General features: G+C 53.1%; 26 protein-coding genes. 15 read left to right on the forward strand and 11 right to left on the reverse strand.

Annotated elements, in window-relative coordinates:
• Position 1 precedes the first annotated feature (1 nt).
• On the forward strand, positions 2–592 hold the full coding sequence (locus QZX60_RS03425; protein WP_295361457.1) for a nitroreductase family protein: 591 nt from the start codon (positions 2–4) through the stop codon (positions 590–592).
• A 48-nt stretch (positions 593–640) separates the two neighbouring features.
• Here QZX60_RS03425 and QZX60_RS03430 read toward each other — a convergent pair whose 3' ends face one another.
• Positions 641–1,072, reverse strand: a complete 432-nt coding sequence (locus QZX60_RS03430; protein ID WP_295361458.1) for a helix-turn-helix transcriptional regulator — start codon at positions 1,070–1,072, stop codon at positions 641–643.
• 35 nt (positions 1,073–1,107) lie between these two features.
• On the opposite strand from QZX60_RS03430, the gene QZX60_RS03435 reads away from it, so the two are divergent.
• From QZX60_RS03435 to QZX60_RS03455, 5 genes are all read left to right on the forward strand, one after another.
• On the forward strand, positions 1,108–2,145 hold the full coding sequence (locus tag QZX60_RS03435) for a protein kinase (protein WP_295361459.1): 1,038 nt from the start codon (positions 1,108–1,110) through the stop codon (positions 2,143–2,145).
• 2 nt (positions 2,146–2,147) lie between these two features.
• Positions 2,148–2,957, forward strand: coding sequence for an MBL fold metallo-hydrolase (locus QZX60_RS03440; protein ID WP_295361461.1), 810 nt, complete (start codon positions 2,148–2,150; stop codon positions 2,955–2,957).
• A 107-nt stretch (positions 2,958–3,064) separates the two neighbouring features.
• Positions 3,065–5,422, forward strand: a complete 2,358-nt coding sequence (feoB, locus tag QZX60_RS03445) for a ferrous iron transport protein B (RefSeq protein ID WP_295361463.1) — start codon at positions 3,065–3,067, stop codon at positions 5,420–5,422.
• Between the two features lie 103 nt (positions 5,423–5,525).
• The gene (locus tag QZX60_RS03450; RefSeq protein WP_295361465.1) at positions 5,526–6,200 is read left to right on the forward strand and encodes a hypothetical protein; all 675 of its coding nucleotides are present in this window, start codon (positions 5,526–5,528) and stop codon (positions 6,198–6,200) included.
• A gap of 24 nt (positions 6,201–6,224) precedes the next feature.
• Positions 6,225–6,584 (forward strand): hypothetical protein, encoded by a 360-nt coding sequence (locus QZX60_RS03455; protein WP_295361467.1) that lies wholly within the window; start codon positions 6,225–6,227, stop codon positions 6,582–6,584.
• Between the two features lie 246 nt (positions 6,585–6,830).
• Here the strand turns inward: QZX60_RS03455 and QZX60_RS03460 are convergent, their stop codons facing one another.
• From QZX60_RS03460 to QZX60_RS03470, 3 genes are read right to left on the reverse strand one after another with little or no spacing between them, the layout of a single operon-like run.
• Positions 6,831–7,820 (reverse strand): guanosine polyphosphate pyrophosphohydrolase, encoded by a 990-nt coding sequence (locus QZX60_RS03460; RefSeq protein ID WP_295361469.1) that lies wholly within the window; start codon positions 7,818–7,820, stop codon positions 6,831–6,833.
• Positions 7,821–7,848: 28 nt separating this feature from the next.
• Positions 7,849–9,159 (reverse strand): folylpolyglutamate synthase/dihydrofolate synthase family protein, encoded by a 1,311-nt coding sequence (locus tag QZX60_RS03465; protein ID WP_295361471.1) that lies wholly within the window; start codon positions 9,157–9,159, stop codon positions 7,849–7,851.
• Between the two features lie 35 nt (positions 9,160–9,194).
• The gene (locus QZX60_RS03470) at positions 9,195–9,776 is read right to left on the reverse strand and encodes a 5-formyltetrahydrofolate cyclo-ligase (protein WP_295361472.1); all 582 of its coding nucleotides are present in this window, start codon (positions 9,774–9,776) and stop codon (positions 9,195–9,197) included.
• A gap of 160 nt (positions 9,777–9,936) precedes the next feature.
• Between QZX60_RS03470 and ftsX the strand changes: the two genes are divergently transcribed.
• Positions 9,937–10,881 carry a permease-like cell division protein FtsX gene (ftsX, locus tag QZX60_RS03475; protein ID WP_295361474.1) on the forward strand — a complete coding sequence of 315 codons (945 nt, stop codon included), beginning with the start codon at positions 9,937–9,939 and terminating at the stop codon, positions 10,879–10,881.
• 30 nt (positions 10,882–10,911) lie between these two features.
• Positions 10,912–11,931: a murein hydrolase activator EnvC gene (locus QZX60_RS03480; RefSeq protein WP_295361476.1), complete on the forward strand. Its 1,020-nt coding sequence runs from the start codon at positions 10,912–10,914 to the stop codon at positions 11,929–11,931.
• A 227-nt stretch (positions 11,932–12,158) separates the two neighbouring features.
• Here the strand turns inward: QZX60_RS03480 and QZX60_RS03485 are convergent, their stop codons facing one another.
• The 5 genes from QZX60_RS03485 to glpK all read right to left on the reverse strand — a co-directional run bounded on the left by QZX60_RS03485 (position 12,159) and on the right by glpK (position 17,690).
• On the reverse strand, positions 12,159–12,518 hold the full coding sequence (locus QZX60_RS03485) for a DUF1667 domain-containing protein (RefSeq protein WP_295361477.1): 360 nt from the start codon (positions 12,516–12,518) through the stop codon (positions 12,159–12,161).
• Positions 12,519–12,523: 5 nt separating this feature from the next.
• Entirely contained in the window at positions 12,524–13,792 is a 1,269-nt protein-coding gene (locus tag QZX60_RS03490) for an NAD(P)/FAD-dependent oxidoreductase (protein ID WP_295361479.1), read from the reverse strand.
• 17 nt (positions 13,793–13,809) lie between these two features.
• A complete protein-coding gene (locus tag QZX60_RS03495; protein WP_295361481.1) occupies positions 13,810–15,288 on the reverse strand; it encodes an NAD(P)/FAD-dependent oxidoreductase in 1,479 nt (492 codons plus the stop codon).
• A gap of 141 nt (positions 15,289–15,429) precedes the next feature.
• Complete coding sequence (locus QZX60_RS03500; RefSeq protein WP_295361483.1) at positions 15,430–16,059, reverse strand: glycerol-3-phosphate responsive antiterminator; 630 nt, start codon at positions 16,057–16,059, stop codon at positions 15,430–15,432.
• A 122-nt stretch (positions 16,060–16,181) separates the two neighbouring features.
• Positions 16,182–17,690 (reverse strand): glycerol kinase GlpK, encoded by a 1,509-nt coding sequence (gene glpK, locus QZX60_RS03505; RefSeq protein WP_295361485.1) that lies wholly within the window; start codon positions 17,688–17,690, stop codon positions 16,182–16,184.
• A 445-nt stretch (positions 17,691–18,135) separates the two neighbouring features.
• Between glpK and QZX60_RS03510 the strand changes: the two genes are divergently transcribed.
• The 3 genes from QZX60_RS03510 to dhaL all read left to right on the forward strand — a co-directional run bounded on the left by QZX60_RS03510 (position 18,136) and on the right by dhaL (position 21,083).
• Positions 18,136–19,221 carry an iron-containing alcohol dehydrogenase family protein gene (locus QZX60_RS03510; RefSeq protein WP_295361487.1) on the forward strand — a complete coding sequence of 362 codons (1,086 nt, stop codon included), beginning with the start codon at positions 18,136–18,138 and terminating at the stop codon, positions 19,219–19,221.
• A gap of 150 nt (positions 19,222–19,371) precedes the next feature.
• On the forward strand, positions 19,372–20,352 hold the full coding sequence (gene dhaK, locus QZX60_RS03515) for a dihydroxyacetone kinase subunit DhaK (RefSeq protein WP_295361488.1): 981 nt from the start codon (positions 19,372–19,374) through the stop codon (positions 20,350–20,352).
• A gap of 95 nt (positions 20,353–20,447) precedes the next feature.
• Entirely contained in the window at positions 20,448–21,083 is a 636-nt protein-coding gene (dhaL, locus tag QZX60_RS03520) for a dihydroxyacetone kinase subunit DhaL (protein WP_295361490.1), read from the forward strand.
• A 114-nt stretch (positions 21,084–21,197) separates the two neighbouring features.
• Here dhaL and QZX60_RS03525 read toward each other — a convergent pair whose 3' ends face one another.
• A complete protein-coding gene (locus tag QZX60_RS03525; protein ID WP_295361491.1) occupies positions 21,198–21,608 on the reverse strand; it encodes a DUF3842 family protein in 411 nt (136 codons plus the stop codon).
• A 109-nt stretch (positions 21,609–21,717) separates the two neighbouring features.
• Between QZX60_RS03525 and cbiM the strand changes: the two genes are divergently transcribed.
• The 4 genes from cbiM to QZX60_RS03545 all read left to right on the forward strand — a co-directional run bounded on the left by cbiM (position 21,718) and on the right by QZX60_RS03545 (position 24,885).
• A complete protein-coding gene (cbiM, locus tag QZX60_RS03530; RefSeq protein ID WP_295361493.1) occupies positions 21,718–22,707 on the forward strand; it encodes a cobalt transporter CbiM in 990 nt (329 codons plus the stop codon).
• Between the two features lie 47 nt (positions 22,708–22,754).
• Complete coding sequence (locus tag QZX60_RS03535; RefSeq protein WP_295361495.1) at positions 22,755–23,486, forward strand: energy-coupling factor transporter transmembrane component T; 732 nt, start codon at positions 22,755–22,757, stop codon at positions 23,484–23,486.
• Positions 23,487–23,498: 12 nt separating this feature from the next.
• Positions 23,499–24,176, forward strand: a complete 678-nt coding sequence (locus tag QZX60_RS03540; protein ID WP_295361496.1) for an energy-coupling factor ABC transporter ATP-binding protein — start codon at positions 23,499–23,501, stop codon at positions 24,174–24,176.
• Between the two features lie 76 nt (positions 24,177–24,252).
• A complete protein-coding gene (locus QZX60_RS03545; protein WP_295361497.1) occupies positions 24,253–24,885 on the forward strand; it encodes a flavodoxin family protein in 633 nt (210 codons plus the stop codon).
• Positions 24,886–24,956: 71 nt separating this feature from the next.
• On the opposite strand, the gene QZX60_RS03550 is transcribed toward QZX60_RS03545, so the two are convergent.
• Positions 24,957–25,778, reverse strand: a complete 822-nt coding sequence (locus QZX60_RS03550; RefSeq protein ID WP_295361499.1) for an ABC transporter substrate-binding protein — start codon at positions 25,776–25,778, stop codon at positions 24,957–24,959.
• Between the last annotated feature and the right edge of the window lie 29 nt (positions 25,779–25,807).

Below are 25,807 nucleotides of genomic sequence, written 5' to 3' on the forward strand. Positions count from 1 at the left end.
CATGGATTTGATGAAATTGCTCGAATCGCGCAGAAGCTACAGACGGTTCGATCAAAGCCGGCCGGTGCCGGCGAAGGCGATCAACGATATGGCGCTGGCACTGCGCTGGTCCGCTTCCGCGGGCAACCTTCAGCCCCTGCGCTGCGTGTTCGTGACCGATCCCGAAATTGTCGAGGCGATTTTCCCGCACACCCATTTCGCGGCGTACCTGCCGAAGGAACTCGGCACGCCGAAGCCGGGCGAACATCCGGTAATGTACGCGGTGCTGACCTACGAAAAGAAGACGAAATGGACCGATACCGACGCGGGCATTGCCCTGTCAAACCTGACCCTCGCGGCCTGGGGCCACGGCGTGGGCAGCTGCATTCTCGACAACATCGACCGGCCAGAAATTGCGGCATTGCTCCACATTCCCGACGGGGTGACCATTCACTCGGCGGTGGCGCTGGGGTATCCGACCCACACCTCGAAAATCGTGGACCAAAAGGCGTCGGGGGATGTCAAATATTATTTGGATAATCAGAAAAATTACATGGTGCCGAAGCGGCCGTTCTCGGAATTTATTTTCGAAAACCGATATCCCGAAGCGTAGGCTTACCGTAAAAAAAGCGCGTGTGAAAAATTTTTTCACACGCTTTTTTTATGCCAGCGGCGCTTCGCCGAATTGGGCGAGGAGCTCGTTGGCGGCCATGACAGACAGCTGATTTTTGACCGCGTAGATCAGCACGGCGTCCCGTCGGTTCTTCGCGTAGAGGATGCCTTCGTGGGTCAGCTCCAGACCGCGCTGGGTTTCGGTTAAATCCAAGCCGGCGGCGAGGGACAGCGCGACGATCTTGTCTCGGCTTGGCTTGCGGCTGCCGTTTAAAATGTGGTAGGCGTAGGTCCGGTCGAGGCCGCTTTCGCGGATCAATTCGTTTCGAGAGAGAGCCTGCACCTTGGGCAGGGCGGTGAAATAGGCCGCGAAATCCGCGGGCAGCGGATCGAGTCCGCCCAAATAATCGTGCAGCTCGGGCTCGCTGTCGGCAGAGACGAGGACGTTCATCAATTCTTCGGTCTTTTTTATCGGTGGCATCGCTTAGTTCCTTTGTACTATGTTAAAATAACGGTATGAATCAGAACCATACCAAACAGTATCGCGCGTGTCGGGATACTTTCTTCAAAACATTATACCATTTCGATACGCCCGGGCAAAGCCTGGTGATCGACGAGACGTCGGGGCGGCTGTTCCTGCGCAAAGAGCTGACCTATTACGACCCGTCGGTTTACCAGTTTTTGATGGGCTGCCGCGACAGCCGGCTCGTTCCCGTATTCGACGCCTGGCAGGAGGACGGCCGCTTTGTCGTCCTCGAGCAGTACGTCCAGGGTGAATTGTTGAGCGAGCGCCTGCGGCGGGGCGATTTGAGCGCGCAGGAGAAACAGACGATTCTTCACGATGTCTGCGGCGCCCTCGAGGTGCTGCACAGCGCGTCGCCGCCGATTGTGCACCGGGACGTGAAGCCGGAGAACATCATGGTGACCGACAGCGGCCGGGCGGTTTTGATGGATTACGACGCGTCGAAACGGGTCAAGCCGGCCCAGTCCCGGGATACAGTGCTCCTCGGGACGCGGGACAGCGCGGCGCCGGAGCAGTACGGATTTGGGGCGTCGGACGTGCGCACCGACGTCTACGGCACCGGCAGGCTCATCGCGGCGATGTTTGGCGACGCACCGGTTTACCATCACATCGTTGAAAAAGCGACGCGGTTGGATCCGAAGCGCCGCTACCCCAATATCGCGGTGCTGGACCGCGCGCTGAAAAAATTCGACAAGCCAATCGAAAACACGGCTCACTGGGGCTGGCTCAAGGGAATCGGCACGGCGCTCTGCGTCATGCTCGCCTTTGCGCTGTGCCGCTCGATGACTTTCGACAACTCGTCGGGGCCGGCGGAGGATCTCATCACGCAGATTGCCTTTTTCGTCGCCCAGCTGGCAGTTATCGAGGTGTGGTTCGACTGGACCGGCGCCTTTGACCACCTGCCTTTTAGAAAGCAGGGGCAGGTTTCACTGGGCCGGAAAATCGTCGAGAAGCTCGTCTACGGGGCCGTCTTTTTCTGCTTGATTTTGATCACGGCGGTGATTTTGATTTTGTGTATTTTTGGAGAATAGAAATGAAATTAACGGTACTTGGAACGGGCAACGCGATCGCGACCCAATGCTACAACACCTGCTTTGCGGTGCAGGACCACGGTCAGACCCTCTTGGTCGACGCAGGCGGCGGCAACGAAATATTGAAGCGGCTGCCCGCAGCCGGCATTGCAGTCAATGACTTGCACACGATGTTTGTTACCCACAAGCACATCGATCATCTCCTCGGGGTGATTTGGATCGTCCGTGTGGTGACGATGAACATGCTCAAGGGGACGTACGACGGGGATTTCACGATTTACAGCCACGACGAGGTGATTGAGCTGATTACGTACATGAGCATCCACCTTTTGACGGGGAAGCAGGCCGCCCTCATCGGCGACCGCCTGCACCTCATCCCGCTGAAGGACGGCGAAAGCTTTTACGGCGCGGGTCACAAGATCACGGTGTTCGACATCCATTCGACCAAGGCGAAGCAGTTCGGCTTTGTGATGGATTTGGGCGGCGGGCGGCACCTGACCTGCTGCGGCGACGAGCCGTGCCCGAAGTCGGCGGAAAAGCTGGCTGCGGGGAGCGAATGGATGCTCCACGAGGCGTTCTGCCGCTACAGCGACCGCGAGACTTACAAGCCCTACGAAAAGCACCACTCGACGGTTAAGGACGCCTGCGAGCTGGCCGAACGGCTGAAGGTGCCAAACCTGATTCTCTACCACACCGAGGATCACCACATCACGGACCGCAAGGCCCTTTACGGGGCCGAGGGCCGGCAGTATTATTCGGGCCGTCTGGAAATTCCAGACGATCTCGAAGGGTTTTACATCCTGTCGGATTAAATGAATGAATACGGATTTGCATGCGTGAGCGCCTTCGGGCGCTTTTTTATTTGATAACGGGCCCGGCCTTGGGTATAATGAAACAAGCTGATAGGAGAGAATTAAATATGGCAAAGACACTGAAAGATATGAAAATCGGTGAAACGGTCACGGTAATCGAGGTCGGCGGCCAGGGCGCACTGCGGCAGCACTTCCTCGACATGGGCATGATCCCCGGCGTGCGTGTCACCTTAATTAAGTACGCCCCGATGGGCGACCCAATGGAATTTAAAATCCACGATTACGTGCTGACCCTCCGCATATCCGAGGCGGCGCAGATTACGGTCGAAGATCTGCCCCAGTCTGAAGAGACCCACCCGAAAAAGGCGCCGGCCCATGTCGAGCACCCGGGCTACGGCGAAACGGGCGTGCGTTTTCACAACGCGAAAACCGACGAGAGCCGGGCACTGCCGAAGGATCAGATTTTGACCTTCGCGCTGGCAGGCAATCAGAATTGCGGCAAGACGACGCTGTTCAACCAGCTCACCGGCGCGAACCAGCACGTTGGGAATTTCCCGGGGGTGACGGTCGACAAGCGCACCGGCGTCATCCGCGGACAGGCCCGCACCGAGGTGACGGACCTGCCGGGGATTTACTCCCTTTCGCCCTACACGGAGGAGGAAGTGGTCTCCAGAGAATATATTTTGAAGGAGAAACCCCAGGGCATCATCGACATCGCCGACGCGACAAATCTGGAGCGCAATTTGTACCTGACTCTTCAGCTCATGGAGCTGCACGTGCCGATGGTGCTGGCGCTGAACATGATGGACGAAATGCGGGGCAACGGCGGTTCGGTGGACATCAACCGAATGGAAGAAATGCTCGGCATTCCGGTGGTGCCGATTTCCGCGTCCCTGGACGAAGGGGTCGACGAGCTGATTCACCACGCGGTGCACGTCGCGCGGTATCAAGAATGCGACGCGGTGACGGATTTCTGCGGGCCGGAGGATCACAACGGCGCGGTGCACCGGGCGATTCACGGCATCATGACGCTGATTTCAGACCATGCTCAGCGGGCAGACATTCCGCTGCGCTTCGCGGCGACGAAGGTGGTCGAGCAGGATGAAAAGGTCATCGAGGCGCTGAATCTCGACGAGAACGAAAAGGAAATGATCGAACACATCCTCGTTCAGATGGAAAAGGAACGGGGGCTCGACCGCCGAGCCGCCATTGCGGACATGCGCTTCCATTTCATCGAACAGGTGACGAGTGCCTGCGTCATCAAGCCGAGAGAGTCCAAGGAACAGCGGCGGAGCGAACGCGTCGACCGCGTGCTCACCGGCAAGTACACGGCGATTCCGATTTTCGTACTGGTCATGGCGGCTGTCTTCGCGCTGACCTTCAACGTGCTGGGGCTGCCCCTTCAGAACCTGCTCGACCGGGGCATTACGGCGGTCCGCGACGGCGTCGGCGCCTGGATGACCGCGGCCGGCGTCGCCAAGGGCTTGAGGCTCTTTGTGACTGAGTGCCTGTTCGACGGCGTCGGGACAGTCGTCAGCTTCGTGCCGATCATCGTCATCCTGTTCCTGTTTCTGTCCATCCTCGAGGACAGCGGCTACATGGCGCGCATCGCCTTTGTGATGGACAAGCCTTTGAGAAAGCTCGGGCTGTCCGGCCGGTCGATCGTGCCGCTGCTCGTCGGCTTCGGCTGTTCGGTGCCGGCGATCATGTCGACGCGGACGCTGCCGTCGGAGCGGGACCGCCGGATGACGATCATGCTCATTCCCTTTATGAGCTGTACGGCGAAGCTGCCGATTTACGCGCTGTTTTCCGGCGTCTTCTTTCCGCATTACGCGGCGCTGGTGATGATTTTACTGTACGTGCTCGGCATCACGGTCGGTATCCTGACGGCGGCGGTGCTCAAGCACACGGCGTTCACAGGCGAACCGGTGCCCTTTGTCATGGAGCTGCCCAATTATCGGATGCCGGGGATCAAAAATGTCGGCCGGCTGATGTGGGATAAGACTGCAGATTTCATTCAGCGCGCCTTTTCGATCGTGCTGATCGCCAACATCGTGATCTGGTTCCTGCGTTCCTTCAACCCGGCGCTGCACATGGTGACGGCGGCCAATATGGACAGCAGCATTCTCGCGATCGTCGCCGGGGTGCTCGCGCCGATTTTCGCGCCGATGGGCTACGGCAGCTGGAAGATGGTGACGGCGCTGATTTCGGGCTTTTTGGCCAAGGAAAGTGTCGTGGCGGTGCTGGGCACCCTGTATTCTGGTTCCGCCCTCGCGTCGGTGCTTTCGCCGGTTTCGGCGGCGGCCTTTCTGGCCTTTTGCCTGCTCTACACGCCGTGTGTCGCGGCAATGTCGTCGGTGCGCCGGGAGCTGGGCACCAAATGGATGATCGGGATCATCGCGATGCAGTGCATCATTGCGTGGGTGATTTCCTTCATCGTGTTCACCGTCGGCTCGCTCATATAACGATCGATTCACAAGACTGGTGTGTCCTCTGAGGACACCAACCGGTCTTTTTTTTGTGCTACACTACCTTAAACGTTTATTTCCATAAAAGGGGGGAAGCAGCATGAAAACCATAAGTAAACGGATAAGCACGATTGCGGCTGTTGTTTTGATTGGACTTGCCGCGGCGCTGGTGTGCGGCGGATGCGGCGGCTCGGACGCGTCATCGTCGAGTTCGAAATCGAGCAAAGCGAAGAAGGGAGATTTGTCGAAGGTGTCGAAGACCTACACTCTCGAAGCCGGCAACTACGAAGTCGGCAAGGACATTCCGTCGGGCAAGGTCGACTTTACGCTGGCGTCCGGATCAGGCAATTTGATGGATGACAGCACGACGCTCAATGTAGTGATGGGATCAGACACGGATTTTGATCAAGTGAGCGACTACAAAGGATATCGCGCGAAGAAGGGCCGAATCGTTACGGTGTCGAGTTCGCTGAAGGTTAACCTGACCTATTCGGATGTGACAAGTACCATTCAGCAGCGCACATACGATGATTCAAAGGCCAAGGACTATTCGAGCGGCAGTTACGTTGTCGGTGAAGACATCGCCCCCGGTACTTACAATTTCACGCTGGTAAACGGGGAAGGCAACCTTGACACCGATGACGGAGAACTCAACGAAATCATGTCGAACGATCAGTCATTCGGCACGACGGTTTTCCATAACGCGACACTCAAGAAAGGGCAGACCCTTCAGGTCAGCGGCTGTACAGTTAAAGGCGTGCCGGAAAGTAAATAAAGAGACAAAACAAGGAGGACATCAATGAAAAATTGGAAATTAGTTTCGGGAATCTTATCAATTGTGCTTTGTGTTTTTGTGCTGTTTCAGTCCTGCGCGGCAGGCACCTACAACGCGCTGGAAGCTAACGGCGAAGTCAGCGGGAGCGCCGGCTTTTTGGTCGCGGTTTTCATGCTCGCCGGCGGCATCGTCTCCATCGCGACGCGGAAGAGCACCGGCAAGGGCGGCAATATCGCGCTCATCGTGATGTTTGCCTTGGCCGCGCTCATCGGTTTTACCAATGCGGGCAGCTATTCCGACCTTTACGTCTGGTCGGTGTGGTGCCTGATCTGCGCGGTGCTGGCGGTGGTCAGCGTGATTTTAAACAAAAAGCAGGCGAACTGACCGCTTGATGCGAAAGGGGGTCAATGCGATGTTATCGCTGATTATTTTGGGAATCGTGTTGCTGCCTGTCATGATTTTAGCGGACTTGCTTAAAATGAATAAATAAGAAAAAGTAAGGAAAAGAATATCCATCTCAAAAGGGACTGTCGATGAGGCAGTCCCTTATCTTTTTGCCTTCGGAAATGATATAGAAGTACACAAAATGAAGTATATTAAAATTATTACGTTTTTTGCCTCATCAGCCCCTCACCCAATCTCATCATTTTGAAATTTTGACAGGTGCTCGTAGGGGAGGATGAGCCTTCCAGTGTACAGCCCACAGCCGTCGTTGATCCGGTAGCGGTCGAGAGCGGTGAACATATTGACATCAATCTTTGAAATGTCAAGGTTTTGAAGCGCGGCAATGCGTGCGTAGGCCTCGTCGAAATAAGGACACGCGCCCTCCGGGATTTCCTTGCGTCGCAGCCGCTCCTGTGCCTGGCGCTTTTCATAGCTGCTGTGGTTGGCTGCCCCGATTTCCGCGTAATCATCCATGTCCTTCGTGCGCAGCTGAATCTCCAGATAACTTCTGCTCAGATTATCAAAAAGTGACAGATGAAGTGAACGGTAGCCCAACTCATTGGTGTTGGCCACATAATCCTTGTAGTACGGTCGGACACTGTCGCTAAGCAGCGGGGAGCACACCGGAAGATCGGTGCGGGAGAGCTGCGCGGTAAATCCCCGCTCTTCAAGAAACGCTGGTAGGATATTGGCGATCTCATACAGCGTATGCGCTTCGATCTGTGCCCGGTCATCTCCGGGTTTCAGATGACAGGCCGGCAGGGACAGGACGATGCGGTAAGCAATCAGATCCTTGAAACGGCCGATTTGTTCTCGAAGCATGGAAATCGGGGGATAGGTGCCATGTTCCGCGTGATAGCGATAGATGCCGTTGACAATATAAGCGTTAAACTTTTCCTCCGTGCGGATCAGCGATTTGATCCGGCCCCGGAAGGTAAACGCGAAAAGGCCGTAGTGATCGGCCATATACTTATAAAATTCCCGGATCCGCTGAGACTGGGAGGTCAGGAAATCGTTATGCTCCAGAAGCTCACTCATCTGGATTAGAAAATTGGCATGAATCAGATCCAGAGCGTTATGGGTGTCCGCGGCGTTTTTCCGCAGATCGTCGGCGTATTTGTGGATGATACGCAAGAGGGTATCACCGGAGTATAGATAGTCAGTTAACTGAATCATAGGATCAATGCGCACTTCCCTTCGAAAATTAACGATTAAAAAACGCTGTGCGGACCTTGCCGATCATATAGAGGGAGCCGACGAAGGCGTTGACGACGTCATCGGCATCGTCGAGGGTATCCAGCGCGGCTTCCGGTGAGTCGAAGGCGGTGACGTCCTTGCCGTATTCATTTTTGATCTTTTCGGCCATGGCCTCGGCGTCGACGGCCCGTTCGTTGTCCGGCGTCAGCGTCGAAATCTTTTCAGCTCGGGGCACCAGCAGCTTCAGACAGCCGTCGATATCCTTGTCCTTGAGCATACCGAAATAGAGGTTCAGCCGGTAAGGCTTGTCGGTTTTCAGGAAATAATCGTCGAGATTGTCGACGAAGCACTGAATGCCGTCGAGGTTGTGGGCGCCGTCGATCAGAACCATCGGCGACTTCGACAGAATTTCAAATCGGCCGTGGAGCTTGACGTGGTTAATGCCCTGACGGATCGCCTCAAAGGGGATCACGTATTTTTCTTCCATCAGCGCGACCAGCGCGGCCAGCGCGTTGCCGGCGTTTTCCAGCTGATGGCGGCCGAGGAGGTTGATTCGGAACCGGCCAAGGGGGTGATAGGCGAGGCTTCGCGAGGTGACGAGCTGGCCGTCGAGATCCGCCTTGACCAGCTGCAGCTTGTACTGTTCGCCGTCGTAAATCCGAGCGCCCTTGTCCCAGGCGCGTTTTTCGATGACTTGGCGCACGCCTTCGGAGGACTGGGGCGCCATGACGACGCCGCCGGTGCCGAATTTGATAATCGCCGCCTTTTCCGCCGCGATGTCTTCGAGGGTGTCGCCGAGGTATTCGGTGTGGTCCATGCCGATCTTGGTGATAACCGCGCATTTCGGCCCAGGGATGATGTTGGTCGCGTCGAGACGGCCGCCGAGACCGACTTCGATCACCGCGAAATCGACTTTCTTATCCCAGAAGTAAACAAAGGCGATGGCCGTTTCCAGCTCGAAGCAGGTGGCCTCAGCGCCGCCCTTTTCGACGACCGCCTCTGCCGCGGCCTTGACCTTTTCTGTGGCCGCTGCGAGGTCTTCGTCTGTGATGGGCTCTTCGTTCAGGCAGAACCGTTCGTTGAAGGATTCCAGCGCCGGTGACGTGTAGAGCCCGGTCTGATAGCCGGCTTCGGTCAGGACGGCGGAAATCATATGGGCGGTTGAGCCCTTGCCGTTGGTGCCGGCGATGTGAATGCATTTGATCGAGCGTTCCGGATGGTTGAGCTCGTCCATAATCGCACCGATGGTGTCGAGCCCGAGGACACTGCCGAACACGCTTCGGGATTGGATGTATGCCTTTGCTTCTTCAGGCGTCATAATTAGCCTCTCTTTCTTTATGAATCATTGTGATTTTATTCGATGAATTGACTGCAGTCGATGATGCGCTTTTCTGTGATGAGGGTGGGGATGCGCAGGTCGTGAGCCTCGGTGGGCAGCGCGTCGAAAAGGAGAAATTCCGGGACGAGGGCGACTAAGTGTGCCGTGGATTTTAGCTTTAGCAGGTAGCGGTCGTAGAAACCGCCGCCGTAGCCCAGGCGTTCGCCCCGCTTCGTAAAGCCGACGCCGGGAACGACGATCAGATCGATGGCGTCGGGCGCGAGTTCCGGACTGACCGCCGGGTCCGGTTCGAGGATGCCCATCGTCCCGGGATGGAGATCGTCGGGAAAGTGCGCGATCGAAAGCATCTTCATGATGTGGGTTTTGGGCACACAGTAGGGCACCGCGACTTGCTTGCCGTCGCCTAACGCCTGTTCGATCAGCGGGAAGGTGTTCAACTCCGAGCCGAAGCTGACGTAAACCGCCAGGGTTCGAGCGTTCTGGTAAACGTCAAGTTCCGTCAGGGCTTTGACGATCGCCGCGTCGGCAGCAGGATCGTGCGCTGCGTCTCTGAGCTTTAAAATTTGGCGGCGCGCCGCCTGTTTGGCTTGCTTCATCACAGGGTCTCCTTTGCATTGACAGTAAAAATATTATAGCATACCTACGTGTAGAGGACACCAGAACCATTTAAGCTAATATTGAAAAAAAATGGCCTCTATGGTACAATTTTTATAAATTTAACGGAAGTGAATTACCGCTAGAACAGCGAGGAATCAATTGTCTAAAGATAAAAATCAATTTCGAACTCATGACGGCAGCACGAGTGCCTACGTGAAGAGCATTCTCAAGGAAACGCGGGGAAGTCTCCGGCGCAATTCGCTGATGAGCGCCGCGTCCATTCTTTCGATTGTCGCTGCCCTGATTATTTTGGGAATTTTCGTCATTTTTTCGGCCAATGTCCAGAGTGTGACCCAGCAGGTCGAATCGAAAATGGAGCTGAAGGTCTACGTTCAGAACAACCTGTCCCAGGACCAGCTCAAAATTCTCAATTCAAAGCTCAAAGCGAATGAACACGTGGTCAGCACGAAATACGTCTCAGCGGACAAGGCGCTGTCCGACTTTTCGAAGAGCCTGAAGAGCTATTCGGGCCTGCTCAACGGCTACAACAGCAGCAACAACCCGATGCCGGCGTCCTACAACGTGAAAATCGACAACGCGAAGAATATTTCCGCAGTGCGCAATTACGCCCTCGGCCTTAACGGATACGGGGTGACTGACGTCAAATACGGCGAAGAGTACGTCAACGCGCTGATTTCCTTCAGCCATTTCAGTAATATCTTCAGCGCCGTCCTCATCGTCATCCTGTCGGTGGTGTCGCTGTTCATCGTCTACAACACGATCAAGCTGACCTGCTTTGCGAGACGCAAGGAAATCCGCGTCATGCGCTACGTGGGGGCCACAGACTGGTACATCCGCGCGCCTTTCATTCTCGAAGGGGCTGTGCTCGGCGCCCTTGGCGCGGTGATCGCGCTGGCGATTATCGGCTTCGGTTATACTGGCATTTCCAGTTACATTATGAAAGCGGTGTCGATGCCGATGGACGCGGGGATTGTCTCTTTCTCGTCGCTTTTCGCGCCGCTTCTGGCCTTCTGCCTCGTGTACGGCATTGCGATCGGATCCCTCGGGTCCGTCTTCTCGATGCGGAAATACCTCGAAGCGTAGACCTCGGCATTTAGAAATGGGAGATTCATTTTGAGTACAACTAAACAGACAAAACGAATCCGAATTTTGGCCTGCCTTTTGTCAGCAGGCCTTCTTTTTGTGATGGGATTCGGCTTTAATCGTCCTGTGCAGGCGGCCACAAAGGAACAGCTCGACAACGTGCAGGCGCAGATGCAGAAAACCGACCAGCAGATGGCGGACAACCAGAAGAAAATGGCGGCACTCGACGCCCAGCTGGCCCAAAATCAAAAGTCTTACGACGAATCCCTGGCGGCCTTTCAGAAGCGGGCCCGGGCAATGTACATGGTGGGAAATTCCGGCTATCTGGAAGTGCTGTTCTCGTCCAAGGACATCACGGAGATGATCTCGCGGCTGACCAGCATGCGTACGATTCTCAAATCCGACCAGAATATGATTGACACGCTGGTGAGTCAGCAGAATCAGATCAACACGACGAAGGCCGAGATCCAGAAGGCCCAGGACGAGCTCAAGACGCTGAAAAAAGCCCAGGAAGAGCAGTACAAGAAGCTGGCCAGCGAGTACAATGCTGAAAATTCGGCGGCCAATTCGATGAACCTGAGCTTCGGCAGCGGCACCTGGACCAACGATTACATCTGGCCAATCGATTTGAACAACCCGAACGCGCTGAACATCAGCAGCGGCTTCGGCGGCCGAGCTTCCCCAGGCGGTATCGGTTCGACCAACCACAAAGGGGTCGATGTGCCGGTGTCTACAGGCACGCCGGTGATGGCCATTGCGGACGGTATCGTCGTCTACGCGGGGGCAGCCAGCGGCTACGGCAATTTTGTCGCGATCGATTACGGCACCGGCTCCGACGGCACCACCTACGGCTCCGGATACGGCCATTTGAGCAGTGTGAAGTGCCAGGTGGGACAGAAGGTCAAGAAAGGCGATGTCGTCGCGATAAGCGGCTCTACGGGCCATTCGACGGGGCCCCATCTCCATTACGATTTCTACGTCAACAACGCGCAGGTCGACGCGCGGACCTATTACCCGAACCTTACGTTTACAGGCAAGGGCCGAAACTAATTTAAAGCTTATACAGCGGCTTAACCGCAATTGAAACGAATCTCAATTGCGGCGGCCGCTGTTTTTTATTTGGCTTTGTATTTAAATATTGAAAATATGGATAGGGGAAAGGGCGGATGAAAAAGCACGATCAAGTATATAAATATTAAAATAAATAGCACAAAAAAACACCCGAAGCGTAAAGCTTCGGGCGTTTGCTATTGTATTTGTATCAACGAGGATTTGATTTAAACAGCGGGCATGGTTTTGGTGGCGATCACGTCGATACCGGTGCCGCAGACATCTTTGAGCACCACATCGCCGACCTTAACCGGCGCTTCAACGACAACCTTGGAGAGTTCGTCCATCGCGTCGAAGAGTTTTCCCTTTGGAATTTCCTGAGCGGTTTTAACCGGCAGACGGGAAATCATGGCGCCTTTAATGACGACAGTTGTCGGCAGGATACGACGGGGATCCGTCATTTCCTGGATACCGTATCTTTCACCGTTTTTGCAGTTGTTGCCCGTGACAGTCCAGTTGTCGCCTTCACCTTCAACGGTCAGGTGGCAACCCATCGGGCAGCTGATGCAGACCATTTCTTTTTTCATGATGTTTATGCCTCCTTCGGTTCAACGACGAATTTTAATTCACCATCGCCGTATTTTTCAAGGACAGATTTTTTGATCTTGAAGTTGACCATTTCGGCCGGAACGAATTTCTGCGCTTTCTTCGTCGCGATCTTTTCGTCGCCCACATAGCAGTTGATGACTGTGTTGGTGCTGACGGAACGGACACGCATGTAGCAGTTGACCGAATCATCAAGGTTGGCAACCGTGATCTTTTCAGGCACAACGTTGCCGATGCCGTCGCCGTTGACAGTGGTGAAGTTGATGTCTTCTTCCAGATGTCCCTTGACGTAGCGGGCAGCGCCCTTGCCAGCCAAAGCAGCTTCCTGAGAAACGAAGTCGACCAAGTCGTGAACGTGGACAACGTTGCCAGCTGCGAAGACACCTGGCAGGTTGGTTTCACAGAGTTCGGAGATCGACGGACCCTGGGTTCTGCGGTCGATTTCGACGCCGGCGCCGCGGGAGATTTCATTTTCAGGAATCAAGCCGACAGAGAGCAGCAGCGTGTCGCAAGGCACAGTTTCAGTGGTGCCCGGGATCGGTTTGAGGTTTTCGTCAACCTGGGTAATATCAACCGCTTCAACACGGTCTTTGCCGTGGATGAAGGTGATGGTGTGGGACAGCTTCAATGGAATATCGAAGTCGTTGAGGCACTGTACGATGTTACGGGTCAGGCCGTTGGAGTACGGCATGATTTCAGCCACGCATTTGACGTGTGCGCCTTCGAGGGTCATACGGCGGGCCATGATCAATCCGATATCGCCGGAGCCGAGGATGACGACTTCTTTACCGGTCATATAACCTTCCATATTGATGAAGCGCTGTGCAGTCCCAGCAGTGAAGACACCAGCCGGTCTAAATCCCGGAATACCGATGGCGCCGGCGGTTCTTTCGCGGCAGCCCATGGTCAGGATGACAGCCTTGGCTTCCAGTGCCATGTAGCCATCTTCTTCGTTAATTGCATGAACGATTTTGGTGTCGTCGTCTTTTCTTTCGAGGTCGAGCACCATCGTGTTCAGTTTGTACGGAATCTTCAGGTCCATCGCCATGTCGATGTAACGGCCTGCGTATTCCGGACCGGTTAACTGTTCTTTAAAGGTGTGCAGCCCAAAACCATTGTGGATGCACTGGTTTAAGATCCCGCCGAGTTCGCGGTCTCTTTCGAGGATTAAAATGTTATCGACGCCTTCTTTTTTGGCTTCAACAGCGGCGGCTAATCCAGCAGGGCCGCCTCCGATTACAATAATATCATACATCGTGAAAAAACCTCCCCTTACTGATTCTTCGTTTTGCCGCTGAGGATGTAGCCTTTATCCTTAGCATCGTACATGATGTCTTCCATGTCGCAGCCGAGTTCACGGGCTAAGATTTCAACAACTCTTGGCTGGCAGAAACCGCCTTGGCAGCGGCCAGCACCTGGACGGCAGCGTTTGGTGACGCCACGGACCGTTGTTGCACCGACGTTACGATTGATGACGTCGACGATTTCAGCTTCTGTGATGGATTCGCAGCGGCAGATGATCTTGCCGTATTTCGGATCCTTTTCGATGGCTGCTTTCTTTTCTTCATCGCTGAGCTGGTTGAAGATGATGTGCGGACGGGTCTTCGGATTGAAGTCTTTGTTTTCTTCAACGTGGACGCCGTCTCTTTCGAGCATCGGCAGGATGACGTCTTCAACGCAGTAGGTTGCGGATGCTGGAGCTGAGGTCAGACCCGGTGATTCGTAGCCGGCGAAGTTGACGAAGTTCTTAACCGGTGATTCTTCGATGATGAAGTCGCCGTCTGTTGTGGTGTAAGTGTCAGCAACAGGGGTGTTACGGGTTCCAGCGTAGGAACGAATGATCTTGTTGAAGTAGTGTTCGAGTTCCGGACAGTTCTTCAAAGCGTTTTCTTTGATGTAGTCCAGACGATCCTGAGTGGTGTCGATGTCGCCTTTCTTAACTGGCATTGCATCCGGGCCGATTAACAGGTTGCCATGGACAGTCGGGGAGACCAGGATCCCTTTCCCGTTCTTAGTCGGGCACGGGAAGATGACGTTGTGAACCAAGTCGCCGATTTCTTTATCAAAGATGAAGTACACACCGCGGCGAGCGAGAATCTTGAAGTACGGATCGCCGACCATCTTGTAAATATCATCAGCGTAAACGCCGGCAGCGTTGACGACGTATTTGGCTTCGATGTCTTCTTCGGTCGTTTCGATTTTGAAGGTCCCGTCATCTTTCTTTGCGATGTTGGTGACCAGGTGGTTCAATTTCAATTCGACGCCGTTGTCGACAGCATTTTCTGCGACCTTGATGCCCAATTCATACGGAGAAACCAGGCCAGCTGTACCTGCGTAAAGTGCACCGCAGATATCCGGAGCGAGGTTTTCTTCCATTTCGTGAACTTCGTCTTCGAAGATGATTCTCATATCTGGTACACCGTTCATGACCCCGCGCTGATACAGGCGCTGCAGTGTCATCATTTCGCGTTCAGTGTGCGCGACAACCAGTGAACCGGTGCGTTTAAATGGAACCCCCAAGTCTTTGCAGACTTTTTCGTACATGATGTTGCCAGGTGCGTTGAACAGGCCCTTTTTCTTGCCTGGGACTGCATCGTAGCCAGCGTGGACAATAGCGGAGTTCGCTTTTGTGATCTGGTTGGCGACATCATTTTCGCCGTCAAGTAAAACGACGTTCAGCTGATAACGGGAGAGCTCCCGTGCTACGTAGGATCCGGCGATACCGGCACCTATTATAGCGATATCATACATAATAAAATCCTCCTTGATGAATGATAAATTTATACAAATAAAAAACCACACAAGCAAGAAAATGATGACACAGTCATGACATCATTCTAGTTGTGCGGCTCTCCATTGCCATATTTCATTTAGTTTTAATTATGTTTGTCTTTATTTTAACATAGAATCGGGTTCTTTGACAAAATTTTCTCGAAAAATTTTTACTGCATCAAATTTATCCCACAATGGCTTGTAAGAGGTACTGGAAGAAATCGAACCTGCTTCTATACAGCTCTTTACTTCTTCTTCCGTTTCAATGAATCCGCCGGTAATGATCGGAATGGATAATTCCGCGTTGACCTTGCGGATGACCTTGGAAACCAGACCGGGGAGTACTTCGACTGCGTCGGGCTTAATTTTCCTAGCAGCGTTGATGGTGACATCCATTGCTGATGAGTCAAGAAGAAATAAACGTTGAATGGTCATCAAATTTTCACGCTTAGCGATGGTAATTAACGAATTCCGCGTTGAAATGATACCGGTAGGGTGAAGCTCTTCCTTTAGGTATTTGACAAAGTAGTGATCTTGTCCGTAGCCCTTCAGAAGATCCAAATGCACGAAAGCGTATTTGCCAGCGACATTGATGTAGTCAATCATTGTTTTGAGATTGTAAATATTGCCTGTCAGAAGAAAGACAATTTGGCAGGGAGAGGCGACAGCGTCATAAATGTCCTTTGGATCGCGGATCGCCGCGATAATTGGGTTTTTCTCCAATAAGTGCAGACATTTTTTTGTGGACATTGATCCCCCCTTCTGTTTGAAAAGACAAACGTGATCAACTCACGACATAACTCTCCGACGACACGCGATCGTCGGAGAGTATAAAACAAAATTGAAATGAAGTTCTAAAATGAAGTGTTGACTTATTCTTCGACTTCGTCAGGATCGACCCAGTGCTGTGAACGGCCGACAGCTTTTGTCCAGCCCTTGTACAGTTTTGCACGGGTTTCAGCATCCATCATCGGTTCGAAGGTACGGTCGATCTGCCAGTGATCGACAACATCTTGTAAGTCATCCCAGAAGCCAACTTCCAGACCTGCGAGGTAAGAAGCACCTTCAGCTGTGGTTTCAACAACTGACGGACGGTCTACCGGGCAGCCGAGGATATCAGCCTGGAACTGCATTAAGAAGTTGTTGTTGGAAGCGCCGCCGTCAACTTTCAGAGACTGCAGTGCGATACCGGAGTCTTTTTCCATCGCGTCGAGGATATCTCTTGTCTGATATGCGAGAGATTCGAGGGTCGCGCGGATGATGTGGTTCTTGTTAGCGCCACGGGTCAAGCCGACAATGCAGCCGCGTGCGTACGGATCCCAGCGCGGTGCGCCGAGGCCTGTGAAGGCAGGAACAACGTAAACGCCGTTGGTATCGGCAACTTTCTTAGCGAAGTGTTCGGAGTCTGGTGAAGTATCGACCATGCGGAGTTCGTCACGCAGCCACTGGATTGCAGCACCTGCGACGAAGATAGAACCTTCGAGTGCGTAGTTGACTTTTCCGTTGATGCCCCAAGCGATGGTGGTCAACAGGCCGTTTTCAGATTTAACCGGTTTTTCGCCAGTGTTCATCAGCATGAAGCAGCCAGTGCCGTAGGTGTTCTTTGCCATACCTGGTTTGAAGCAAGCTTGGCCGAACAGAGCGGACTGCTGGTCACCTGCGATACCGGTGATTGGGATTTCGCCGCCGCCGAACAATGTGGTGACACCGAATTTGCTTGATGAAGGCTGAACCTTCGGTAACAATGATTTCGGGCATTCGAAGGTTTCGCACAGTTTGTCATCCCATTCCAATGTGTTGATGTTGAACAGCATGGTTCTGGATGCGTTTGAGTAGTCTGTTGCGTGTACACGGCCTTCGGTTAATTTCCAGAGCAGCCAGCAGTCGACAGTCCCAAATGCGAGTTCGCCTTTTTCAGCTCTTTCGCGGACGCCATCGACATGGTCGAGGATCCATAACAGTTTTGTAGATGAGAAATACGGGTCGAGGATTAACCCGGTGTTTTTCTGTACGTAATCAGCAAATCCTGGGATTGCGTTGAAGCGGTCTGCGTAGCTAGCGGTACGACGGCACTGCCATACGATCGCGTTGTAAACAGGTTCGCCAGTCTTGCGGTCCCAAACGATTGTGGTTTCACGTTGGTTGGTGATCCCGATTGCGGCGACGTCTTCAGCTGTTGCGTTGACTTTCGCCATTGCTTCAGCACAAACAGCGTTCTGTGTAGCCCAGATCTGCATTGGGTCATGTTCTACCCAGCCTGGATGCGGATAAATCTGCGGGAATTCGTGCTGTGCAACCGAAACGATTTCACCGTCGTGATTAAACAGAACGGCACGAGAACTGGTTGTACCAGCGTCGCAAGCCAAAACATATTTTGCCATAATATAAACCCCCTCGTTTATAAATGTTTTTATTTAATACACCGCTCTGCAGTGCAATTAAATCAATGTGACTGCGCCTGTCATGAAATTGACGACACAAAAAAAGAACATAAATAGCTTTTTACTGCAACGATTAAGTTGTTTGTGTTCTACGCTTCTCCATGTTCTCCAGCTTCTATTCTGTTAATGATTGTTGAATTGATTACATCTCTTCGATGTGTTCATAATAGCATAATTTATTTTTTGTGTAAAGGGTTTACACTAAAAAATGTCGAAATAAATTTTCATTAACTTTCAGTAAAGATTTTGTGTATTTTGACATAAAACACAATAAAACAACAAGTTTAAAACTTTGTTCACCCAGCGTTTTATGATTTATGCTAAACTATAGGCAGAAAATAAATCTAAATATAAAGATCATTCATTATAGGTAGGAGGAACAGCGATGAAGTTTTTTATGCCGACGAGACTATTCCAGGAGCCGGACTGCGTCATGGCCCATCGTGGTGAAATGGCCGCGCTGGGCAGTCGCGCGCTGATTGTGACGGGGAAGCATTCCGCAAAGGCCAACGGCTCATACGATGACGTGTGCCGGGCTTTGGACGCTGAAAAGATCGGCCATGTGCTTTTTGACGAAGTGGAACAGAATCCGTCGATTGAAACCGTTATGAAGGCCAGGGACTTTGGCGTCGAAAACGGCGTCGATTTTGTTATCGGCATCGGCGGCGGCTCTCCCCTCGACGCGGCGAAGGCCATCGCGCTGATGATCAAGCACAAGGACAAGGACCGCAGCTATCTCTATCAGAAGGGAGCTGACAGTTCGACCCTGCCGATCGTCGAAGTACCGACGACCTGCGGCACCGGGTCAGAGGTGACCCCGGTTTCGGTGCTGACGATTCACGCCGAAAAGACGAAGGGCTCGATCCCGCACAAAATTTTCGCGGATTACGCACTCAGCGACGGCAAATACTTAAGGACCGCGCCGGCATCTGTGCTGCACAACACGGCGATCGACGCGCTGGCCCATTTGTGGGAGTCGCTCATTAATATTGACGCTGACGATTACACCCACATGTGCGTGGCGGAAGGCCTGCGGGTCTGGAAACGGAGCAAGGCGGTGCTCCTCGGTGAACGGGAAGCCACTGACGAAGACTACGCTAATTTAATGAACGCGTCGAGTCTGGCCGGCATGTCCATCGCGCAGGTCGGCACGACCGTGCCCCACGGCCTTTCCTATCCGGTGACCTACAATCAGCACATGCCCCACGGCAAAGCTGTCGGCTATTTCCAGGCCGGGTATCTCGCAGAAGCTGACGCGGCGGATCGGGAAGAAGCCCTTGCTTTGGCGGGCTTTGATTCGGTCGATGATTACCAAAGCTTTTACGAAGCCCTCTGCGGCAGCGAAAAACTGTCTGACGCTGACCTCGAGTACGCGGTCGAGGTGCTGGCCGGCAAACCGGATAAGCTTAAAAAAGTTCCGTACGCCTGCGATCGGGACGTGCTCCACCGCATTGCATTTTTCACGAAGTAAATCGTCGCCTATTATTAAAGAAGAAAGCCACAGCGGGAAAATTTCAACGTTTTCATACCATAGAATTTGATTAAAATTTATTTTTATTTAATAGTTTTCATGCTATAATAAAACCATTAAATGATCTACTCTTGAGGAGGGTTAATCGAAATGAAAAAATTTATTAACGCTGTTGAAGATGTCGAAAACGAAATGCTCGAAGGTATGTGCGATGCCTATCCTGATAAGGTCGAACGCTTAGAAGGAACAGACGTTATCGTTAGAAAACAGAAAAAAGAAGGAAAAGTTGCCATTATCTCAGGCGGCGGCTCCGGCCACGAACCGTCACACGCTGGCTTCGTCGGCAAGGGGATGTTGGACGCAGCTGTTCCTGGCGCAATCTATACCTCACCAGCACCAGACCAGATTCTCGAAGCCATTAACGCAGCAGATGCAGGCAAGGGCGTCTTGATGGTCGTTAAGAATTATTCAGGCGATGTCATGAACTTCGAAATGGCTGCAGATATGGCAGACGATATCGAAGTTGAAGAAGTCATCACCAACGATGACGTTGCAGTCGACAACAAAGAAGACCGCCGCGGTGTTGCAGGCACGATCTTTGTTCACAAGATTGCCGGCGCAAAGGCTGAAGCTGGCGCAAGCTTAGCTGAAGTTAAAGCTGTCGCAGAAAAAGTCATCGCCAATACAAGAACCATGGGTGCCGCACTCAAACCGTCAACCATTCCGGCAGCTGGCAAACCAGGGTTCGAACTGGCAGACGATGAAATGGAAATCGGGATCGGGATCCACGGCGAACCGGGGATCAGCCGCGAACCTTTGAAACCGGCGAACGCGATTGTCGATGAATTGTTAAGCCACATCTTAGGCGACGACGTCGATTACGATGGCTCTGAAGTGGCTGTTATGGTCAACGGCTCCGGCGCAACGCCGTTAATGGAACTCTACCTGATGAACAAACGCGTTCACGACGTACTGACCGAAAAAGGCATCAAAGTTGCAAAGACCTTTGTCGGCAACATCATGACCTCCATCGATATGGCAGGTGCTTCCATTTCTCTGCTGAAACTCGACGACGAAATGAAAGAACTGCTGAATGCACCGGCTGACACCATCGCATTCACTCAGGACTAATCGTCGCGTTAATAGTATAATGAAATAAAGGAAATTGACAGGCCTTCGTGCCTGTCAATTCTTTTTAAAATCAATTGACGAAAAGAGGAATTCTTATGGCAGCAACAAAAGAAGATGTATTGAAATTCATTGAAGAATTCGATAAACGCATCGAAGAACATCATCAGGAATTGACGGATCTCGACCAGGCCATTGGCGACGGCGACCACGGCATCAACATGAACCGTGGGATGAAGGCCGTCATGGAAAAGATCCCAGGTGTCCAGGACAAAACCATCACAGATATTGTCAAAACCGTTGGGATGACGCTGATGTCAAAGGTCGGCGGCGCCTCCGGTCCGCTGTACGGCATGGCCTTTGTGAAAGCCAGTGCCAAAGCGAAGGGCAAGGAAGAACTGAGCCCGGAAGATATCAGTGAAATGATCGGTGCCGCCATTGCGAGCATCGAAAAAGCCGGCAAATCGACCACAGGTGAAAAGACCATGCTCGACGCGATCTGCCCGGCGAAGGAAGCCTACGACAAGGCGATTGCAGACGGCAAATCCGTCGCGGACGCTTTCGCAGACGCGGAAGACGCTGCCTGGAAGGGTGTGGAATACACCAAAGGCATTATCGCGACAAAGGGCCGCGCGAGATATTTGGGCGAACGCTCCATCGGTCATCAGGATCCAGGTGCGACGTCCATCTCTTATTTGATTCAGTCTGCCCGCGCGGTGGCAGAAGCCAAATAAGCTGACACAAAAGCATAAAATTAAAGGCGCAGGAAGCGCAGAGACCGCGTACGAATACGCGGTTTCAAAAGAGCCAGGAAGGCCGCAAAGATCAAGACGATCTTTGCGGCCTTTTTATCGGCTGATCAGCCCGGCAATGATGCGGGCCGCGTCGAGGATATCCTCTTTCATGGACTGGTGGGACGCGCCCGCGATTTGAATGCCGCAGCGGTTTACCGGAATCAACACTTTTTCGGCTCGGCTCTCGGAGACCGCCATCGCGATTTTCGGGGTGATTTCGCCGAGCAGGGCGTTGGCCGCGATGATGCCGAGGGGGCCGGCGATGATGTCGGCGCGCGCCGCCAGGACGACGGCGGGGTTTTCGCCGGTCGCGCCCCGGTCCGCGCCTGCCTTGATCATGGCCTGGGTGGCGATGCTGTTGGTGCCGACGGCAATGACGGTGTGCCCCTCGGTTTGGCTGCTCAGTGCTGAAATGAGGCGGGCGCCGATCTGGCCGCCCTGTCCGTCGATCACAAGAATATTCATAATCGTCTCTCCTTTTTCGAAATTTTTACATTTTATCAATAAAATTATAACTTATTTTGTTCTTTTGTTATACTGAAATGCGTGAATCTTAAACAAGAGGAGGATTTAGGTGCACATCCCTGATAATTATCTCAGCCCGCAGACCTGCGGCGTCATGGCGGCCGCGATGGTGCCGGTGTGGGCGGTGTCGATCAATAAAATTAAAAAAAACATGCCTAAGGCCAAAATCCCGATGATGGGCGTTGCCGCGGCCTTTTCCTTTCTGGCGATGATGTTCAACGTGCCGATTCCAGGGGGATCCACCGGCCACGCTGTCGGCGGCTCGCTGATCGCGATCCTTTTGGGGCCCTACGCGGCCTGTCTGTCGGTGAGTGTCGCCTTGCTTTTGCAGGCGCTGATTTTCGGGGACGGCGGGATCCTGGCTTTCGGCGCGAACTGTTTTAATATGGCTTTTGTCCTGCCTTTCGTCGGTTACGCGGTTTATAAGCTCATTGCCGGCGGTCATCAGAAAGACACTCGGGAATACATTGGCGCTGGGGTCGGCAGTTACCTCGGCATCAACGTGGCGGCCCTCTGCGCGGCCATTGAATTCGGCATTCAGCCGATGCTGTTCAGAGACGCTGCGGGCAGCGCTTTGTACTGCCCTTACGGTCTAAATGTCTCTATTCCGGCCATGATGATCGGGCATCTTACGGTGTTTGGGCTGGCTGAGGTCGTTTTTACCGTCGCCATTTTAGCCTTTGTTCGAAAGGCTGCGCCGGAGCTGAGTGTCAGTACGGCGGAATCCAAATCGTCCAACCCCCTCAAGGTGCTTTTGGCCGTTTTAATCGTGGCCACGCCCCTTGGGCTGCTCGCCGCGGGGACCGCTTGGGGAGAATGGGGCGCGGACGAAATTGCCGCGACTGGCGTCGGCTACACGCCAAAAGGCATGGTGCACGGTTTCGATTACAGCGCGCTGCTGCCGGATTACTCGTTCTCTGGACTGCCTGAATGGTTCGGTTATATCCTTTCTGCCGTGATCGGTGTCGCGCTGCTGATCATTATCTTTAGGCTGATCGGTTACGCGGCGGGCGGCCGCTCGAAAACCAGTCACGCGTGAGCCGCGATCAAAAAAAGGAAACCCTAGAAAGACATTCGAATTAAAATATGAGACTGAATCTAAAAGTCATGGAATTAACCGGCCGGCTTTTGAAAAACGACCGTGAGAACGCCGGACGAAAGCCCAGCCCCGTCGCGCCGGCTCTGAGGGTCGGTGCGGCGGTGCTCTGTATTCTGCTCTGCGCCATCTCGCAAAACGCTGTTTACGTCATCACCGTCATCGCCGTCGAGCTGCTCAGGCTTGCCCTGATGCCGCCTGAGCGCATCCTTAGGGTTTTAAAGGCCTTGATCCTGCCGGTAATCTTTACGGCGCTGATCATGCTGCCCGCCGTTTTCTTCGGCCACCCGCGGACCATGCTCACGGTGACGATGAAGGTGTGTGAATCGGTGCTGGTGCTCGCGGTGATGAACGAAAGCCTCGACTGGCGCGAGGTCACCGAGGCCTTCAGCGTCACAAAAGGGATGGCGGTCTTCGTCCTGATTCTCGACATGACAATGCGTTTTCTGATGATCCTCGGCGATTACAGCGACAAACTGCTGGAGGCGGTCATGCTCAGAAGCGTCGGCAAAACCAATTGGAAAAACGCGAAGGTGGACGGCATTCTCGGTACGACGTTTTTGAAATCACGGCAGATGGCTGAGGCGACGTCGGAGGCGATGGCCTGCCGCTGCTTTGACGGGCAGTACAGAAGCTACCACCGCCACCGATTCACCTGGCAGGACGTCTTGTTTCTCGGGGTCTACGCCGCGATGATCGCGCTATTTGTGATGACGAAATAAAAAGGAGACAATATGATTCAGCTCGAACACATCGATTACGATTATCAGGAAATCCCGGCGCTCCGGGACATCACCTATAGTTTTGAAATGGGAAACTGCTACTGCCTCGAGGGGCCTAACGGCTGCGGCAAGTCCACGCTGTTTCGGATCCTAAACGGCCTGGCCTTTCCGACCGGCGGGCGGTATTTATTGGACGGCGAGGAAATTACAGAGAAGCGCCTCCGAGACGACGCCTTTGCCAAGGCTTTTCACGCGAAAATTGGCTACGTCTTCCAGAATTCTGAGGTGCAGCTTTTCTGTAAAAACGTCGAGGACGAAATTGCCTTTGGCCTTTTTCAGCTCGGCCTGCCCGAAGACGAAATCCGGGAGCGGGTGGAAAAATACATCCGTTTATTAAAACTTGAGCCGCTGAGAAAGCGCACGCCCTACAATTTAAGCGGTGGTGAAAAGAAACGGGTGGCCCTCGGTGCAGTGCTTGCGATGGACCCGCCGATTCTGATGCTTGACGAGCCGTTGAGCGGTCTCGATGAGGACGGTCAGCAATGGATTGCGGATTTTATCGCGTCGTTAAAGTCGACGGGGAAGCTGATCATCATTTCAACCCATAACCGCGAGCTGGCCGAGCGGCTCGCCGACGTGCACGTCAGGATGGACAAGGACCACCGCATAATCTGTCCTCAGAACCCATAATTTTACATTTACAAGCAGATATAGAGGCCGTAAAATAAAAATAGTTATATTATTTCATAGAGAAGGGGAAGAAACGATGAAAGTCTTACTCGTCAATGGCAGCCCGCATCAGCACGGCTGTACCGACCGCGCGCTTCAGGAGATCAAAAAGACGCTGGAGCAGGAAGGCGTCGAAGCGGATATCTTTTGGATTGAAAACGACCCGATTCGCGGTTGTATCGCCTGTAATATGTGCCTGAAAAACAAGAAATGTATTTTTGATGATGTGGTGAATCAATTCTCGAACATCGCGAAATTTTACGACGGCTTTGTGTTCGGCTCGCCGACCTATTACGCATCGTCGGCCGGGCAGATGAGCGCCTTCATGGATCGGGTGTTTTATTCCAATATGAACGCCGGCTCCGATATTTTCACGCACAAGCCGGTCGCCTCGGTCGCGTCCTGTCGCCGAGCAGGGGATGTGGCGGCCCTCGATCAGATGAACAAATATTACGGCCTCGCGAACATGTTCATCGTCTGCTCGAGTTATTGGAACGAGGTTCACGGCTTTACGCCCAAACACGTCGAAAAGGATGAAGAAGGGCTGCAGACCATGCGCAACCTTGGCCGAAATATGGCGTGGTTTTTAAAATCCGTCGAGGCCGCGAAAAAGGCTGGCGTCAAGGAACCTGAAATCGAAACCGGTCAATACACCCATTTTATTCGTTAAGCTGTTTAATAAATAATTTGCGGCATAAAAAAATCGCCTGTATCCTGAGGATGCGGGCGATTTTGCTTTGCTTAGTTAACGGTCTTGGTGACGTCGTCAATCTTCGCATTTGTTAAATCTTCGCCGAACCATTTCTTAGTCAGCTTGCCGAAGGTGCCGTCTTTCTTAATTTCGTCGAGGGCTTTGTTGATCTTGTCGCGCAGTTTTTTGTCGCTCTTGCGGCAGACAATGGCGATCGGTTCGTTGGAGAGTTCGTCAGAAGTGGTCTTGTAGACGTCTGGCTTCTGAGCGGTGTAGAAGTCTGCAACTGGTTTGTCGGTCATGATGTAGCTGATCTGGCCGCCCTGGAGAGCGGTAAACGCGTCGACCATCGAGTCGAATTCCTTCAGGTTCATCGTGTTGCCATCTTTTCTCAAGTTTTTCGCGGAGTCGTCAGCGGTGGTGCCGAGCTGAACACCAACCTTCTGGCCGTTGAGGTCTTCGGTCTTTGTAGCCGGGGTGACACTTGCTCTGGAGACGATGACGATCCCGTTGCCGAGGTAGGAATCGCTCATTGCGAAGGATTTCTGACGGGCAGTGGTGTTGCTGACACCGGAGATGATGCAGTCGTACTGGCCGGAATTCAAACCGTTGAAAATGCCGTCAAAGTCGGTGTCTTTATAGGAAGCCTTGACCTTGAGCTTCTTCGCGATGGCTTTACCCAAGTCGATATCGAAGCCAACGATCTTGTTGTCTTTGTTCTTGTATTCCATCGGGGTGTATTCAGCGTTTGTCCCGATCTTTAAAACGCCGTCCGACAGCGGGTCAGATTGTTTAGAGCCACAGCCGGCAGCCAGTCCTGCGACGCTTACGAGCGCAAGCGTTAATGCAAATGCGAGTATTTTCTTTTTCATGACAGAAAAAATCTCCTTCCTTAAGGAAT

Origin of the sequence: uncultured Pseudoramibacter sp. (genome assembly GCF_903789625.1) — a bacterium.
Lineage (GTDB): Bacteria > Bacillota > Clostridia > Eubacteriales > Eubacteriaceae > Pseudoramibacter > Pseudoramibacter fermentans.